This window comes from candidate division WOR-3 bacterium (assembly GCA_039804165.1).
Classification (GTDB): Bacteria; Hydrothermota; UBA3072; order UBA3072; family UBA3072; genus JAFGHJ01.
Genome location: JBDRZZ010000003.1, coordinates 114,767 through 131,393, shown reverse-complemented (window position 1 = coordinate 131,393; position 16,627 = coordinate 114,767). Strand labels below are relative to the sequence as shown.

General features: G+C 32.3%; 14 protein-coding genes. 11 read left to right on the top strand and 3 right to left on the bottom strand.

From position 1 onward, the window contains the following. Positions 1-17: 17 nt before the first annotated feature. Genes ABIN61_02625 through ABIN61_02585 form a run of 9 tightly spaced genes read left to right on the top strand, consistent with a single transcriptional unit; the run spans position 18 to position 8,921 of the window. On the top strand, positions 18-773 hold the full coding sequence (locus tag ABIN61_02625; protein MEO0293101.1) for an SAM-dependent chlorinase/fluorinase: 756 nt from the start codon (positions 18-20) through the stop codon (positions 771-773). After that, complete coding sequence (locus ABIN61_02620) at positions 766-1,188, top strand: Hsp20/alpha crystallin family protein (protein ID MEO0293100.1); 423 nt, start codon at positions 766-768, stop codon at positions 1,186-1,188. The genes ABIN61_02625 and ABIN61_02620 overlap by 8 nt, the downstream gene beginning before the upstream one ends. An 8-nt stretch (positions 1,189-1,196) precedes the next feature. Next, positions 1,197-3,557, top strand: a complete 2,361-nt coding sequence (gene lon / locus ABIN61_02615; GenBank protein MEO0293099.1) for an endopeptidase La — start codon at positions 1,197-1,199, stop codon at positions 3,555-3,557. Positions 3,558-3,559: 2 nt separating this feature from the next. Next, positions 3,560-4,501, top strand: a complete 942-nt coding sequence (locus ABIN61_02610; protein MEO0293098.1) for a sugar phosphate nucleotidyltransferase — start codon at positions 3,560-3,562, stop codon at positions 4,499-4,501. Continuing rightward, positions 4,485-4,922: a LytR C-terminal domain-containing protein gene (locus ABIN61_02605; protein ID MEO0293097.1), complete on the top strand. Its 438-nt coding sequence runs from the start codon at positions 4,485-4,487 to the stop codon at positions 4,920-4,922. The genes ABIN61_02610 and ABIN61_02605 overlap by 17 nt, the downstream gene beginning before the upstream one ends. After that, positions 4,906-5,259, top strand: coding sequence for a ribosome silencing factor (gene rsfS, locus ABIN61_02600; GenBank protein ID MEO0293096.1), 354 nt, complete (start codon positions 4,906-4,908; stop codon positions 5,257-5,259). Before ABIN61_02605 ends, rsfS begins: the two co-directional genes overlap by 17 nt. Further along, complete coding sequence (gene argS, locus ABIN61_02595) at positions 5,249-6,829, top strand: arginine--tRNA ligase (GenBank protein ID MEO0293095.1); 1,581 nt, start codon at positions 5,249-5,251, stop codon at positions 6,827-6,829. Before rsfS ends, argS begins: the two co-directional genes overlap by 11 nt. Further along, complete coding sequence (locus tag ABIN61_02590; protein ID MEO0293094.1) at positions 6,829-7,884, top strand: site-2 protease family protein; 1,056 nt, start codon at positions 6,829-6,831, stop codon at positions 7,882-7,884. Before argS ends, ABIN61_02590 begins: the two co-directional genes overlap by 1 nt. Continuing rightward, complete coding sequence (locus ABIN61_02585; protein MEO0293093.1) at positions 7,881-8,921, top strand: L-threonylcarbamoyladenylate synthase; 1,041 nt, start codon at positions 7,881-7,883, stop codon at positions 8,919-8,921. Before ABIN61_02590 ends, ABIN61_02585 begins: the two co-directional genes overlap by 4 nt. Positions 8,922-8,970: 49 nt before the next feature. On the opposite strand, the gene ABIN61_02580 is transcribed toward ABIN61_02585, so the two are convergent. Beyond that, positions 8,971-10,014 carry a tetratricopeptide repeat protein gene (locus ABIN61_02580; GenBank protein MEO0293092.1) on the bottom strand — a complete coding sequence of 348 codons (1,044 nt, stop codon included), beginning with the start codon at positions 10,012-10,014 and terminating at the stop codon, positions 8,971-8,973. Between the two features lie 138 nt (positions 10,015-10,152). On the opposite strand from ABIN61_02580, the gene ABIN61_02575 reads away from it, so the two are divergent. Next, the gene (locus ABIN61_02575) at positions 10,153-10,692 is read left to right on the top strand and encodes a TIGR03546 family protein (GenBank protein ID MEO0293091.1); all 540 of its coding nucleotides are present in this window, start codon (positions 10,153-10,155) and stop codon (positions 10,690-10,692) included. Position 10,693: 1 nt separating this feature from the next. Then, positions 10,694-12,745 (top strand): TIGR03545 family protein, encoded by a 2,052-nt coding sequence (locus ABIN61_02570; GenBank protein MEO0293090.1) that lies wholly within the window; start codon positions 10,694-10,696, stop codon positions 12,743-12,745. A 22-nt stretch (positions 12,746-12,767) separates the two neighbouring features. Here ABIN61_02570 and ABIN61_02565 read toward each other — a convergent pair whose 3' ends face one another. Both ABIN61_02565 and smc read right to left on the bottom strand, forming a co-directional pair. Further along, a complete protein-coding gene (locus ABIN61_02565; protein MEO0293089.1) occupies positions 12,768-13,241 on the bottom strand; it encodes a DUF192 domain-containing protein in 474 nt (157 codons plus the stop codon). Then, positions 13,231-16,497: a chromosome segregation protein SMC gene (smc, locus tag ABIN61_02560; protein ID MEO0293088.1), complete on the bottom strand. Its 3,267-nt coding sequence runs from the start codon at positions 16,495-16,497 to the stop codon at positions 13,231-13,233. The genes ABIN61_02565 and smc overlap by 11 nt, the downstream gene beginning before the upstream one ends. Positions 16,498-16,627 lie beyond the last annotated feature (130 nt).

Sequence of the window (16,627 nt, the reverse complement as noted above, 5' to 3'; positions counted from 1 at the left end):
GTGTATATTTTTATTGTATGTCTTTGATTACATTTATTACAGATTTTGGAATAAAGGATCCATACGTAGCTATGGTAAAGGGAGTGATTTTGAAAATAAATCCTTCTGTTAAGTTTATTGATATTACAAATGAGGTAGCACCTGGAGATTTAGTATCTGCTTCTTTCATCTTAGGAGAAACCTATCAATACTTTCCCCCTGGAAGCGTCCATCTTGTTTTAGTAGATCCAACTGTGGGGAGCAAAAGAAGAGCAATTTTTTCTTTTAAAGATGGGCATTTTTTTGTAGGTCCTGATAATGGAGTTCTTACTCCTGGCCTTTCCTCCGTTTTTAAGATAAAAGAAAAGATCGGTAGGAAATCCAATACCTTCGATGGAAGAGAGCTATTTGCTGAAGTTGCAGCGAGGCTCTCTTTAGGAGAAAAAATGGAAATTTTAGGAGAAGAAATAAAGGATCCTGTTAGAATTTCAATTCCAAAGCCTAAGGAAGAAAAAGATAAAATAATTGGGGAGGTGATATACATAGACAGATTTGGGAATCTCATTTCTAATATAAATGGAGATAAAATTAAGAAAAATATGGAAATAGAGATAAAAGGAATAAAGATTAAGGGTCTATCAAAAAATTACTCAGAAGGGAAGGAGAATGAACTTATTGCTCTTGTAAATGATGGCTTTAGAAAATTAGAAATCTCTTTAAACAGAAAAAGCGCAGCATCTTTCTTAGGAGTAAAGGTAGGAGAAAAAATTATAGTAAGGGGGGAAAATGGGTAATATTTTTGATGAAATAAAAAAGTTTGAGAGGGAAATGGATTTGCTTTTAAACGATTTTATGAATTCTGTGAGAGGAATTCCGTATAAATGGGGCTGGCATCCTCTTATAAATATATTTGAGAAAGAAGATTCACTCATTGTCCTTGTGGAAGCAGCGGGAGTAAAGTGCGAAGATATAAAAATAACAATAGAAGGAAGAATCCTCACTATTTCAGGGAAGAGAAAAGATCCATTTTCAGAAGAAAATCGGAGGTTTTTCTCAATGGAGATTCCTTTTGGAAGTTTTGAAAGGAGAATTAAATTACCTTATCCTATCACTGAACCAGAAAAAGCTATGGTGAGAAAAGAGGAAGGTTTTATTCAAATAATTCTCCCTAAAACTCCTGAGAAGGAAAAAATAATAGAGATAGAATAGGAGAAGAAATGGAAGAGAATGGAAGAGTTTCTATAGAAGAGCTTATTTCTGAAGTCCCTACTGTTTTGCCAATACTACCTTTAAGAAAAGTTGTTTTATTTCCAACAATGGTTCTACCCATTGCGGTAGAAAAGGAACATTACATTAAGTTAATAGAAGACGCCCTTAATAAGGATAAACTTATAGGTGTTTTCCTTAGCAAAGTTTTGGAGAATCCTACCCCAAATGACATAGAAGAGTATGGGACTATGGCTTCAATTATTAGAATGATAAAAGTGCCTGATGGGAGCATAAGGGTCCTTGCTCAAGGTTTAAGAAGAATAAAGATCAAAGATATAGTCCAGGAAAAACCTTATATTTCCGCAAGAGTAGAAAAAGTAGAGGAGAAACCCGTTAACGAAGAGGAAATAGAACCCATCAAAAATAGATTATTAAATATCTTCAAAGAATTTGTGGAGTATTCCCCTTATCTCCCTGAAGAAATAGTTACAGTTGCCCTTAATATAGAAGATACTTCAAACCTCGTAGATTTTATTAGCGGAAATTTAAAAATAGATATTTCTGCAAGACAAGATCTTTTAGAAACCTTAGATGTTAAAGAGCGGTGTGAAAAACTCATAAAAATTCTCTCCGAAACTCTCGCCAGGGCAAAGATTCAAGGTGAAATTTCAGGGCGAGTTCAAAAGGAACTAACTGAAAGCCAAAGGAAGGCAATTCTCCGAGAGCAACTTAAAGAAATAAAGAAGGAACTTGGAGAAGAAGATCCTCTTGCAGTTCAGATTAAAGAATATAAAGAAAGAATAAAAAAGGCAAAGATGACAAAAGAAGCAGAAGAAACTGCCTTAAGTGAACTTAATAGATTAGAAATGGTCCCCCCTCATTCTCCCGAGTACAACGTTATTAGAAATTATCTTGATTGGCTGTGCGATCTACCTTGGCAAAAGAAAACAAAGGATAATACGGATATAAAGAAGGCAGAAAAAATTTTAGATGAAGATCATCATAATCTTCAAGACGTAAAAGAAAGAATAATAGAGTTCCTCTCTGTGAGAAAGCTCAAAAAAGACACAAAAGGTCCCATAATATGTCTTGTTGGCCCTCCTGGAGTTGGTAAGACCTCTATTGGGCAATCAATTGCAAGAGCCATGGGGAGAAAATTTACTCGTCTCTCTTTGGGAGGTGTCCACGATGAGGCTGAAATTAGAGGACATAGAAGAACATATATAGGGGCACTCCCAGGTAGAATAATCCAACATTTAAAAAGACTAAAAACAAAAAACCCCATTTTTATGCTGGATGAAATAGATAAAATTGGAAAAGACTTTAGAGGGGATCCTGCCTCAGCTTTACTTGAAGTTCTTGATCCTGAACAAAATACAAACTTTAGAGATAACTTCTTAGAAGTGGCTTTTGACCTCTCTTCCGTTATGTTTATAACCACGGCAAATATAACCGACACAATCCCTCCACCTCTTTTAGACAGAATGGAGATTATCAGAATGCCTGGTTATACGGCTTTTGACAAATTTAAAATTGCTACTAAGTATCTAATCCCAAGGATGATAAAAGAAAACGGTTTAAAAAAGAAACAAATAGAATTTACAGAAGAGGCGATAAAAAAAATAATAAATAACTATACAAGAGAAGCTGGAGTTAGAAACTTGGAGAGAGAAATTGGAAAAGTTTGTAGAAAAGTGGCAAGAAAAGTCGCTAAGGGAGAAGGAACCTTCTTCAAAATAACTGAAGATTCGTTAGAGGAATATTTGGGACCTATTAAATTCCGCGGAGAAGAAAAAGAAAAGGAGCCTTCTATTGGTGTTGCTACTGGACTTGCATGGACCCCTGCTGGAGGAACAATTCACTTTGTAGAAGCAACAATAATGGATGGGAAAGGGGAACTTATATTAACTGGACAGTTGGGTGATGTCTTAAAAGAATCCGCAAGAGCCGCTCTTTCTTATATCAAATCTAATGCTTCACTATTTAACATTGATTATAATAAATTTGTTAATAAAGACATTCATATTCACATCCCTGAAGGCGCCATTCCTAAAGATGGTCCATCCGCGGGCATTACATTAACAGTGGCTCTTATATCTTTATTTACAGAAAAACCAGTCTCCCCTGATTACGGAATGACAGGGGAGATAACTCTAAGAGGTAGAGTTCTACCAATAGGAGGAGTAAAAGAAAAAGTTCTTGCAGCTAAAATGGCAGGGATAAAGAACATCATTCTTCCAAAAGATAATGAAAAAGACCTTGTGGAAATCCCTGAAGAATATAAAGAAGGGCTTTCTTTCCACTTTGTTGAACGAATAGAAGAAGCTGTAGAACTTGCAATTATTGGTTTGAAAATAGAAAAAAAATAATAATGGTTCCCCACATAATAATTCTTGCTGCAGGAATAGGCAAAAGAATGAAATCAAAAAAAATAAAGGTGCTTCATGAATTAATGGGAAAACCTATAATCGAATGGGTTATTAATCTTGCAAAAAGCCTTTCCCCTGAATCCATCACTCTTGTTTACGGAAAAGATGGAGAGGTTTTAAAAGGAATTTTTAAAGGGATAAATTATGCATTTCAAGAGAAACCAACAGGAACAGGGGCTGCTGTCTCAATTGCCTTAAAAACCTTTAAGGAGTGTAAAGGAGATGTTATTGTTCTGTCTGGTGATACACCACTTCTAATGAAAGAGTCCCTTATTAGATTATTAGAATATCATAAAAAACAAAATAATGATGCGACTATAATGACTTTTTTCCCTGAAGATCCTAAAGGTTATGGTAGAATAATAAGAAAGGGAGAAGAGATAATCCAGATTATAGAGGAAAAAGATGCCACTCCAACTCAAAAAGAAATCAGAGAAGTAAATGGTGGAATCTATGTGTTCTCTATCCCGAAACTCAAAGAAGCTTTAAAGTTCCTTACCCCTAACAACGCTCAAGGAGAGTATTATCTTACCGATGTTATCTCTCTTATAAAAGAAGCTGGAGGAAAAGTTGGAGGGGTAATTATAGAGAATTCTTGGGAACTAAAGGGCATTAATACAAGGAGAGATCTTGCAGAGGTAACCGATATTTTAAGAAGAAAAAAAATAGAAGCTCTTCAAGAAGAAGGAGTTACAATAATTATGCCTGATACTGTGTTTATAGAACCCGAAGTTATGGTGGGGAAGGACACAATTATCTATCCAAATGTTGTTTTAAGAGGGAAATCAATTATTGGGAGTAATTGTATCTTAGAACCTTTTGTCTATCTTGTCGATAAAGAAATCCCTTCAGGAACAATAGTTAAAAGTGGCGAAAGAATCTAAAAATAATTTTTCAATTCTAACTTTAATTCTCATGTTCTTTATTGGATTATTCCTTTTCTCTTTCGGTAACAAAATAGTTAGACCAATAGATTATCATAACATAAAAGTGGAAGTCCTAAATGCTTGTGGCGTAGATGCTCTTGCAAGGGTTACAACAGATTATCTAAGAAGCAAGGGATTTGATGTGATAAATTATGCCAATGCAAAAGAAAAACAAGAAAAAACAGTTGTAATAGACCGCTTATCGAAGGAAAAAGAATGGGCAAAGATTGTCAGCTCTAACCTTGGAATAGACTTGACTTCTACAAGTATAGATTCTAATATGTGTGTCCACGTTTTAATTTTACTTGGAAAAGATTATAAAGAGGTTTTACCAGAAAAAGTCTTAAAAGACAGGAGGTTAAGTGGAGGACACCAATAATCTTATTAAAATTGTTATTGAAAAAATGAAAGAAAAAAAATGCAAAAATCTTGTTAAATTAAAGGTTGGAGAAGTTACAGATTTGACTGAAGCTTTTATAATTTGCACTGCCTTTTCCGACATTCAATCAAGAGTGGTAGTAGACGCCATTTCCGAAGAATTAAAAAAGAAAAAAAAGATTGCTCATAGTATAGAAGGATATGAAATGGCAAAATGGATTCTAATGGACTATATAGATTTTGTAGTTCATGTTTTTCAACCTGAGCAAAGAGAGTATTATAATCTTGAACGTTTATGGGGAGATGTAACAAAAGAGGAGTTTCCTGATGAGGAATAAAATTGAACAAATAATAAAAGAAATAACAAAGGATATATTTGGAGAAGAAATAGAATTCGATATTCTTTATCCTCCAGATGAAAAAATGGGGGATTATAGCGTGAATGTTGCCTTCCCATTAGCTAAAAAGTTAAAAAGCAATCCTGAGAAAATCGCAAGAGAAATCCTTGGAAAATTGGACTTGGATATAACAGAGTCTGTTTTTCAGATAAAAGGATTCTTAAATTTTAAAATAAAAAAAGAAGCTTGGCTTAAAGAGTTAGCCGAGGCAATAAATCCTAATTACGGGGAAACAAACTCAGGAAAAGGGAAGAAAGTTCTAATTGAATTTGTTTCTGCTAATCCCACAGGGCCTTTAACTGTAGCTCATGGTCGTGGGGCTGTTTACGGGGATGCTTTAGCCAGGATACTTCAATCTCAGGGATTTGATGTGAAAAGGGAATATTATGTAAATGATACAGGGAATCAAATCAAAAATCTTGGCGAGTCAATTAAGCTCAAGATAGAAGAAATAAAAGGTAAAGAGGTTCAATATCCTGAAAATGCTTATAAAGGTGATTATATAGAAAAAATTGCTAAAGAAGCAATTAATAAAGGAATTAAAGATTATGGAAAGTTCGGGGCAGATTATATGCTGGAGGAGATAAAAAAGACTCTTCAAAGATTGCACATTCATTTTGACGAGTGGATAAGAGAATCTAAAATAATTGAAGATGGGAAAGTAGAAGCAGTTATCTCAGACCTTAAAAAAATAACTCCCAATCCTCTTGTAGAAAAAGAAGGTGCACTATGGTTTGTAGCTGGGAAGAGAGAAAGAGTTTTTAGAAGAAATGATGGCACATGGACTTATATCGTTCCTGATATTGCGTACCATAGATTCAAATTTGATAGAAATTTTGATCTTTTGATTGATTTACTTGGTCCAGATCATCAGGACCATATCCCAGAGCTTAAGGAGAGTTTAAAACTATTAGGATATCCAGCCAACAATCTTGAAGTAAAAATTGTGCAATGGGTAACTCTTAAAAAAGGAAACGAAACCCTGAAAATGTCAAAAAGAGCAGGAACTTTTATCACTCTGGACGAACTAATAGACGAGGTTGGAATTGATGCTGTGAAATTCTTTTATCTTTTAAAGAAATCTTCCATCCCCATGGACTTTGATCTTGAACTTGCAAAAGAGGAATCTGAGAGGAATCCTGTTTATTATGTCCAGTATGGTCACGCTAGAATCTCTTCTCTTCTTGAGCTTGCAATGGATAGAGGTTATCCTATAGATTCAAAAGAAGCACTTTCAAAACTTAAGCAAAAAGAGGAATGGAATTTAATAAAGAAAATCCCAATATTTACAGAAATTTTGGAAGACGCCGCAAAAATAAGAGAAGCCCACCTCATCACTCATTATCTCCTTAGTCTCTCTAAACTTTATCATAATCTCTACCAAAATATAAGGATTTTAGATGGTGATAAAGAATTAATAGAACCCAGACTCTTTCTCTCAAATGCAACAAGAAATGTAATAAAAAAAGGATTAGAACTTTTAGGAGTTTCAGCTCCTTTAAGAATGTAATGGAAAGTCTTCACAAAAAGATTGAAGAGTTATTACAAGAAGTTTTAGAAATAGAAGCTTCAAAAACAGAGCATTTTTCTTTTGTCTTGGAAGGAAAGTTAAAGATCCCAGAAGAAGAAGCATTAAAATATATAAAAGAAAAAGTAAAACTTTTGGATTTTTTCGTAAGTTTTAGAAGGAAAGGAGAAGGAATCTCATTAACTTTTATTCCACTACCTGAGAAAAAAGAAAGAAAAGATTGGATAAATTTTTTACTTTTAATAATGACGTTCATAACAACGTTAATTGCTGGAGCTCTTCAGTTGGAAGTGAATCCCTTTTCCCCAATCTTTAATATTATTAAAGGGATTCCTTTTTCCTTATCAATTATGTTAATCATTGGAAGTCACGAGCTCGGGCATTATCTTTTGGCAAGAAAAAACAATGTGGATGCCTCTTTACCTTATTTCATTCCAGCTCCACACTTAATTGGAACTTTTGGGGCAATAATTAAAATGAGATCACCAATAAAAGATAGAAACTCTCTAATAGAGATAGGAGCAGGAGGCCCAATAATTGGCTTTATTGTCTCTACTATTGTGCTATTAATAGGTCTTCATCTTTCAGAACCCGTGAGTATTTCAGATTATAAGGGAGGATTAACACTTGGAGATTCCATTCTGATTAAGCTGTTCACAAGGATATATTTTCATACATTGCCAGAAGGAAAAGACATCTCTTTACATCCAATAGCCTTTGCAGGTTGGATTGGATATTTCATAACAGCCTTAAATTTACTTCCCGTTGGGCAGCTTGATGGAGGACACATATTATACGCCTTAATTAACGAGAAAAGCAAGATAGTAGGTTGGATTGTTTTTGGTATAGCAATATTATTAAGTTTTTTCTGGATTGGATGGATAGTTTGGGCTATCCTTTTCCTCGTTATTGGTTTTAAACATCCCTCTCCACTTGACACAATATCTCCTCTTTCTAAGAAACATAAGATTATTGCTTTAATTTCTTTTTTAATATTAATCTTGACTTTTGTCCCAACACCATTTTTGGTGAAATGAAAAAAGAAACAAAAAAAGTGGAGGTATTTCTTTTCCCCACAGACACCATTCCTGGGATTGGATGCTTCCTATCTACTTCGTGTGTAGAAAGATTAAAAAAAATAAAGAAACGACCTCAAGATAAACCCTTTCAACTTATTCTTGGGAATGTAGAAGAAATAAAAAAATGGGTGGAGGAACTTCCTCCTGTTCTTGAAAAGCTCAAGAAACTTCTTCCAGGAGGGTTAACTCTTATTTTAAAAGGGAAAAAAGATTTACCCCCTGGGGTCCTTTCAAAAGAGGGGAAAATAGGGATAAGAATTCCCAATCACAAAGAATTAAGAAATTTCATAAATAAAAATAAACTACCTCTTGTTGCAACAAGTGCAAATATCAGTGGTGAAGAAACTCCTAAAAAAATAGAAGACGTTAAAATTTATTTTGATAAAAAAATAGAGGGAAAACCTGGAAGCGGAAAAGCTTCGACTGTTTTAGATATTTCAGATAACTCAATTATAATTCAAAGAAAGGGTGATGTCTCTATTTTGAAAATAGAAAGAATTGTAGGGGAAGAAGTTAAACTTGGAGAGCATTTAGAATTTAATGTTCTTTTTGTCTGTTCCGCTAATAAATGCAGGAGTCCTATGGCAGAGATACATTTAAGAAATTTATTAAGCGATCTTAAAAAAGTTAATATTCGCTCAGCAGGAATTTTAGGACTGGGAGGAATGGATTTATATGAAGATGCCAAGAAGGTTTTGGAGGAAAACAATTTAATTTTCGAAAATTTTTCCTCAACTCTTTTAACAAAATCTTTAACAGAATGGGCAGATTTAATTCTAATTATGGATGATTTTCAGAAAAAATATATAATGAAGGTTTTCCCAGAAAGTATGGATAAAGTGGTTTTCTTAAGAAATTTTAGAAGGGAAGAAAAAGAGTATATAATAGAAGATCCTGCTGGGAAAAGTTTGGAAGAATGTAGAAAAACATTTAATATAATAAAAGAGGCAAATAAAAAATTGGAGGAGTATCTTAGAAATAAGTTCAAAAAATAAGGGATAAGCAATTTGCTTATCCCTTGAGATAGAATTTAAAATTACCCTTTTATTTATTCTTCTCGCATTCTTCCCACTTCTTTGACCAGAGGCTAGATTCTTTTATCTGCCCCAATTTATAATAAGCTTGTGCCATTAGAGAATAAGCATTACAGTCGTTAATTCCCTTATCTATACATTCTTTCATTAAATTTATCGCTTCCTTATACTCATTCTTTTTTATATACATTTGCCCAATAAGATTATAAGTATTATTAAGAACCGTGGGGTCCACACCCCCTTTCTCTATTACCTTCTTCCCATTCTTTATTCCCTCATCGTAGTTCTCACTTTCATAATGTGCAACCATAAGGTTGTAAAAAATTGTGGGTTTTTCTCCAATAACTTTCAACGCTCCTTCTAACGATTTTATTGCTCCTTTATAATCTTTCTTAAGAAGATAAGCTTGCCCAATTAGTTCATAAACCTCAACCTTTGTAGAATCCACTTTCAAGGCTTCATTAAAATACTTAAGGGCTTTTTCTGTCTCTTTTGTTGTTAAATAATATCTGCCTAAGTATATGTAGGGTTCAACATTATTTTTATAAACTTTAATTGCTTCTTCATAATACTTCTCTGCTTCATCCACTTTTCCCATATTTAAAACCATTCTTCCCAAAAGACAGTAACTTAAAGAAACCTTTTCGGGGTCAGAAACATCTAAAGATTTTTTTGCAAGCTCAATTCCTTTATTGGGATTCTCGTTGTAATTTTCAACAGCTCCATTATAATAAATCTGCCATTTCAAATACTTTGTATTTAAAAGCTTTTCATAATCTCTAAGATCTTTCTCCGTCTTCTCTTTATCCATATCGATTGCCTTTTCAAGATATAAAACTGCATCTTTATAAGCTTTTTTCATATAAGAAGCTACTGATACCCCAACAACTGGAGTTGTGTTATTAGGTTCTTTCTCTATTGATTTTTTATACTGTTCAATAGCCCTATCAGGTCTTCCTTCTTGAAGATGAATGTTCCCACCTGTAATTTCAGGCCCTTTACAACTAATCCCTAAGATAAATGCTGCAGTAAAAAATTTTAACAATTTATTCATAAATCCTCCTTTTTAAAATTTTTAATGCTTTTACTATATGCTTTTCAACTAAGATGTCAAGCCCTATTTATCTTATTCAATAATAAGAGCTTTAAGTGTATCTTGACAGAGAAATAAAAATTTATACACTTAATTTATATGCTTATTAATTGGATTGCGAAAATTTTCGTGGCGATAAATTCAAATAAAAAATCTTCTGGAATTGCATTATCTATTTCTTTTGCATTCGTTTTGGCAATGATTCCAAAGACAAATATTCTTTGGCTCTCTATCTTTATTTTAACTTTCTTTCTTAATTTAAATCAAGCAATAGAACTCATATTTATTGCCATATTTAGCCTCCCTATTAAATTTTTAGACCCACTTTTAGACAAAATTGGTTTTGCGATTTTAACCATTCCTTCCTTATCTAACTTCTTTACAAAACTTTTTAATAATCCATTCCTCTATTTAACCAAATATTATAATTCTATAGTTATGGGAGGATTTGTTTTGGGAGTCCTCCTATTTTTACCCATTTATTTTTTATCAAAATTCCTAATTGATGTTTATAGAGATAAATTGAGAGAAAGGGTTGCAAATAATAAATTTATTCAAGCTCTCCTTCAACAACCCCTTATTACAAACCTTAAAAACACCTTCAGCACAGCCGTAAGATTTTACGAAAATATCAGATAATATGGAGAATTTAAAGAAAATTCCCAAACTATTTAGAGGCTCATTCACCGAAGAAGATTTCAAAAGAAAGATCTTAAATAAACTTTATATCCATGAATACAAAAACTTTATTCAGGAGGTGTTTTATAAGAATGAAGAAGGTGTTTATAAGGTAAAAGAAAATCTTGAAACTAAAGATATAAAAAGGTTAAAGAAAATAGCAAAGAGTATAAAAAGTAACGAAGGTTTTATTCTAAAAGGTAGGCTTACCCTTTTGGGATTCTTCCTCGGAACTGTGGTTCTCTTTAACGCTTTCTTTAAAGACAGGCTAATTGAAAGGGGTTTAGAAAGAAGCCTTGAAAACATCTTTGAAGCAAAAGCAGATATTAGAGACCTTAATTTTAACATCTTTGAGGGACGAATTAATTTTAAATCTCTTGAAGTGGCAAATTGTAGAAAACCTTTTCGGAATTTGTTCGAACTTGGAGAAACCGAAATTCATCTTGACCTTCAAAAACTAATAAGAGGTAAAGTTATAATCAACAATGTTAAATTTCAGGAAATTAGATGGGATACAGAGAGGAAAACCTCTGGAGCTCTTACCCGTAGAAAGAAAAAAACAAGCCCAGCTATAGAAATACCAAAAAGCTTTGGAGAGTTTTTCTTAGAGGATTCGAAAAAAGTTGTTATGGAAATTATAGAAAGGGAGAAGAAAAATATTAAATCTCCAAAACTTTTAGAAGAGCTCGTAGAGAAATATAAGAGCTTAGAAGATAAATGGAAAGAAAACTCAGCAAAGCAAAAAAAGGGGATAGAAGGGCTACCTAAAATAATAGAACCTATAAAAACAATAAAAGTAGAAGAGATAAAAACAGTTGAAGAAGCAATAAATTCTTACAACAAAGTAGAAGACGCATATAAAGAAATAAAACTCTTAGAAAGCAAATTTTCTAATACTTATAAAGAACTAAAAGAGGCCCTCGGAATTGTCAACGAAGATAAAAAGAAAATTGAGAATACTATTAAATCAGATTACTCATACCTAAGTTCTTTTATTAAATCCCCAGAAAAAAGAAAAGAAATAGTAACTTCAATCCTTAGACCTATTATAGAAAGATATACAAAAGAAATTCATAATAGATTTAAAATCTGGATTTATTATTTCGAAAAATTAAAGCCGATGATAAAAAGAAGAGAAGGAAAAGAACTCGTATTACGAGCTTATGGAAGAGACGTTACTTTCCCAACCACAATTCTCCCGAAATTCTGGATTAAGAATATAGATGTTTCTTTAGGGAGTGTTGCGGAAAGGAATCTTTATGGGATAAAGGTTAAACATATAACGAGTGATCAGAATTTAATAAATAGTCCTACCACATTTTCTATCAAAAGAATTAAAAATATAGAAGAAATTGAGTTAGCTGGTTTAATAGACAAAAGAGACAAAAGAGAAAAAATAGCGGCTTTCAATTTTAATGCAAAAAATATTCCGTTTTTTTTAGAAGAAGAGATAAAAGCTTTTAGAATTAGAAAGATAAAAGGAAATTACAATCTTGAGGGTAAACTTGCTTTTAATCCTTCAAATAAAGCAGAAGGAAGTTTATCTCTTCATCTCTTTAGTGTTGATATAGATTTAAAAGAAGAAGATAAAATTGGGGCTCTCCTCAAGTATATCCTATCAAAAAATCCTGTAGATATTGAAGTAAGCTATTTAGTCTCAGAATTAGGAAATTATGACTTTAAGATAAGCAGTAACTTAGATGAACTTGTTTCCGAAGTCATAGAGAAATTAATGGTTGACTGGTTAGAAGAAACTAAAGGTAAACTCAACTCAGAACTAAACAACTTACTTAAAGAAAAATTCCAAGAATATGAAGATTCTTTAAAGGGTTTTATTTCTATAGAAGAAGATCTCAAAGGAAATCTTTTAGAATTAAATACATATGTCCAATTTTTAGAAAAGAAAAAACAGGAATTACAAACCAAGATAGAAGAGAGAAAAAACGAAGCAAAAAAGATGGCAAAAGAGAAAATCGAAGAAAAAATTAAAGAAAAAATAAAAATTCCTTTTTAATTTATTATAAATAAAAAGTTTTTCAGAAGTTCGGTTTATAATCCTTAAAATTAATTTTATCTCCAGGTTTTATATCATGCCTCTTGAACCAACCTCCAATCATCTCAATAGCAAACTTTATTTTTGATGACTTGGAAGGATATCTCTTTAAAGAATCTAAAGGGGTAAAAGGAGACTCTTTTTTCATTGTTATGATTTCCGAAATTACCCCATTTGGTTCTATATAGGCAAGATCTATATCAAATTTACACCCCCTCATCCAGAAAACCCTTCTTTCCAACGTAGGGAAAACAAACAACATTCCTTTATCCTCAGGAAGTGTATCCCTATATGCAAGGCCAATTTCCCACTCCTCTGGAGTATCAGCGATTTCAACCTCTATTTTTTCTTCCCCAATCTGGATAATCTTAAATTCCCGAGATCTTATCTCCTTACATCCTACGAGAAATATTAAAGCAAATAAGAAATAAAATTTAATTACAATTTTAAATTTCATTCACACTTATAGAAAGGACCTTTGATACACCTTCTTCTTCCATGGTTATCCCATATATGTAATCTGACCGTTCCATTGTGGCTCTATTATGAGTAACTATTAATATTTGAGAATCCTCTGCAAACTCCCGGAGAACATCGTTAAATCTCTCAATATTACTTTCATCTAAAGATGCATCGATTTCGTCCATTATATAAATAGGAGACCTCAACTTACGCATCACAGAAAGAAGAAGAGCAATAGCAGCTATGGTTTTTTCTCCTGTTGAGAAAAGCTCCATATTTTTTAGTTTTTTCCCTTTTGGTCTCACCAAAATTTCGATATCTGATTCAAACACATTTCCATCTTTCAATCTTATATCAGCTTCGCCTCCTGGAGAAAGTTTACTATATATAGATTTAAAATCCTCTTTAATCTTATTAATTGTTTCTTCAAATTCTTTCTTCGCTTTTGCATCTATCTCTAAGATAGTTTCTTCAATATCTTTTTTAGAAGCAACAAGATCTGCTCTTTCCCTTTCAAGTTTTTCTAACTCTCTTAACTTCTCTTCATACTGAATCATAGCTAATGGATTCACAGGATAAAGAGCTTCTATTCTCTTCTTTAAAATCTCTATTTCTTTAGAGAACTCTTCTTCATTCACTTCCACTTTCTCTGGCGTAACTTCCACTCCAAACTCCTTGAATATCTGATTTTGTAGACCCTCTTTTTTATATCTTTCTTCGGCAATTTTCATTTTTAACTCATTTAACTGGCTTTCCAATTTACTTTTCTCTTCCTCTTCTTTTAATAACTCTTTTCTCTTCTCAATTAAAACTTCTTCCCTTTTTTGGATTTCACTATTTAAGGATACATTTCCTTTTTTCTGATCCTCAAATTCTTTTGTTTTTTTCTCAATAATAACGTCAAGCTCCTGAATTTCTTTCTTTAATTCCTCTTTTTTCTGAAGAAGCCTTAAACCTTCTTTCAGCCTTCCCATTTCTTCTCTTAATCTTCTTTCTTTTTCTTCGATCTCTCTTCTTTCTTCTTCTAACTTCTTAAGTTCTCCTTCTTTTATTTCTATTTCTTTTTTTATTTTTTCTTGTTCGTCAAAATTCAAAGATAATTTTCCTTCAATATTCTTTTTTTCTTCCTCTTCTTCTTTAAGAGTCTTTTTTATATTATCTAAATCTTTTTGAGTATTAGCTAAATTAGCTGTAATGGATTCCAATCTAACCTCAAGACGGCTAATTTCAAATTCTATTTTAGAAACACTATTTACAAGTTCTTCTCTTTTGTTTTTTTCTTTCTCCATTTCTTTCTCTATTTGATTCAATTTATCTAAAATCTCTGTTCTTTCCTCTTCCAGAATCTTAAGACGGGCTTCCTTTTCTTCCTTCTTCTTAAATAAAAACTTCTCTTTTGCTCTTCTCTCTAAGACTCCTTCTTTGTCTTTTGGAAGAATAATAAAGTTGTCAATCACAAGCTCCCCTCTTCTCGTTACCCAATATCCTCCTTCTTTCTTTGCCTTTTCTATTGCTTCACCAAGAGTCTCTGTAAATTTATATTTAGAAAGCTCTTTTTTCAAAAGATTAGCAAATCTCCCAAAAATAACTTCTGCCATTCCACCTTTTTCTTCTTTTCCTTCTTCTGTTACAAAAACTCCCCCTCTCAAATCTCTATCTCTAATAAAATTCAAAATTTCCTTTATTTCTTCGACCTTTACAACCAAACCTTTAACTTTTTCCCCTAAAATGGCTTCTATAGCTGATTCGTAACCCTTCTCTACTTCTAAATCATCAGAAAGAAAAGGTAAATTAAATTCCTTAGAAATTTTTTTTATCTCATCTGAGACTTCAATATCGATTTTCTTATAAAATTCTATTTCCCTTTTTATTCTTTCTATTTCAGCCCTTTCTTCCTGTATTCTTCTAAGAAGAATTGTCTTTTCGTTTTCCAATTTGTTGAACATTTCGTTCAGCTTATTTATTTTTTCTGAGCTTTCTTTTAGTCTTTCTCTTTTACTTTCTATAGAGGTTTTAAGTTCTCTCATTTTAGAGATTTCTCTTTCAATCTCTCCTTTGCATTCTTCTACTACTCTATTAAGCAAATTCATTCTTGATATCTGTTCTTCTCTTCTTATCTTAAGGGAAAGCTCTCTTTCTTTAAGCCCTTCTATTAAAGAATTTAGTTCTTTATACTTTTTTTCTAAATGTTCTATTATTTGCTTATAATTTAAAATTTGATAATCTAATTTATTCTCTTTCTGCTTAACCTCTTCTAACTCATTTTGTAAGTCTAATATAACATCTGAAATATTATTTGGAAAATCTTTAGTATAATTTTCTATATGACGCAATTCTCCAGAATTAGCTGCTTTTTTCTCTCTCAAAATAGAGATTTCTTCTTGAACTCTTTGAATTAAATCCCCTTTTAATCTGTATTCTTCCCTTTTTTCTTTTAGAACCTCCTCTTCTATTTTTATTTCACTCATCAATTTATTAATTATAGATTGAATTAGATCTATCCTTTCCTCTTGTTCTTTCTTTACTTTTTCTCTTTCTTCAAGAATCCTTTCCATTTCAAAAAGCTGTTTCTTTGCTAAAATAATTGTTTTCTCCTTTAATTTTTCTTTATATTTATGAAATCTTCTTGCTCTATTTGCTTCTATTTTTAACGAATTAACAGAACTCCTTCTTTCGTTAAGAATTATTTCCAATTTCTCAAGGGCAGCTGAAACCCCAATAAGTTTATTCTCTGCTTCTTTTTTATCATTCCTATATTTCTTTATACCTGAAATCGACTCAAAGATTTCCCTTCTTATTTCTGAATCAGCTATAAGAAAATCTTCTACAGATCCTTGACTCAAAATGGCAGACTTTAGACCCGTATTAGCGAAAAGATTCCGAATATCTCTAAGCTGACAAGGTGTTCCATTAATTAAAAACTCACTCTCACCAGAACGAAAGAATCTTCTTTTTATCTCTACTTCATCAAACTCCGTCGGAATTCCTCCATTATTTTCAAATATTAATGTAACTTCTGCCATACCTACAGGAGGCCGTTTCTCTGTTCCCGAGAAGATTAAATCTTCCATTCCCTCTGCGCGTAGAGCCTTTGTGCTTGTTTCTCCCAAAGACCACCTTATTGCATCAATGATATTACTTTTCCCACAACCATTTGGTCCCACAAAGGAGGTAACCCCTTCTTTTAAACTCAAACAAGTTTTACTTGGGAAAGATTTAAATCCTGATAATCTTATTTCTTTTAGTCTCATTTGGCTTTAATTTATAAAAAAAATAAGAAATAGTCAAGAGTTTTTTTAAAGTTGAAGTAAATCAAAAAATAAAGTGTTGAATTTAACACAAAAATTAGCTAAAAGACTTGACAAATATAGAAATATAAAT

Excerpts from the sequence above, each read along its gene's own strand:
- lon (MEO0293099.1), top strand. The coding sequence starts at position 1,197 with ATGGAAGAGAATGGAAGAGTTTCTATAGAAGAGCTTATTTCTGAAGTC.
- ABIN61_02570 (MEO0293090.1), top strand. The coding sequence starts at position 10,694 with ATGGAGAATTTAAAGAAAATTCCCAAACTATTTAGAGGCTCATTCACC.
- smc (MEO0293088.1), bottom strand. The coding sequence starts at position 16,497 with ATGAGACTAAAAGAAATAAGATTATCAGGATTTAAATCTTTCCCAAGT.
- argS (MEO0293095.1), top strand. The coding sequence starts at position 5,249 with ATGAGGAATAAAATTGAACAAATAATAAAAGAAATAACAAAGGATATA.
- ABIN61_02625 (MEO0293101.1), top strand. The coding sequence starts at position 18 with ATGTCTTTGATTACATTTATTACAGATTTTGGAATAAAGGATCCATAC.
- ABIN61_02575 (MEO0293091.1), top strand. The coding sequence starts at position 10,153 with ATGCTTATTAATTGGATTGCGAAAATTTTCGTGGCGATAAATTCAAAT.
- ABIN61_02585 (MEO0293093.1), top strand. The coding sequence starts at position 7,881 with ATGAAAAAAGAAACAAAAAAAGTGGAGGTATTTCTTTTCCCCACAGAC.
- ABIN61_02620 (MEO0293100.1), top strand. The coding sequence starts at position 766 with ATGGGTAATATTTTTGATGAAATAAAAAAGTTTGAGAGGGAAATGGAT.
- ABIN61_02610 (MEO0293098.1), top strand. The coding sequence starts at position 3,560 with ATGGTTCCCCACATAATAATTCTTGCTGCAGGAATAGGCAAAAGAATG.
- ABIN61_02565 (MEO0293089.1), bottom strand. The coding sequence starts at position 13,241 with ATGAAATTTAAAATTGTAATTAAATTTTATTTCTTATTTGCTTTAATA.
- ABIN61_02590 (MEO0293094.1), top strand. The coding sequence starts at position 6,829 with ATGGAAAGTCTTCACAAAAAGATTGAAGAGTTATTACAAGAAGTTTTA.
- ABIN61_02580 (MEO0293092.1), bottom strand. The coding sequence starts at position 10,014 with ATGAATAAATTGTTAAAATTTTTTACTGCAGCATTTATCTTAGGGATT.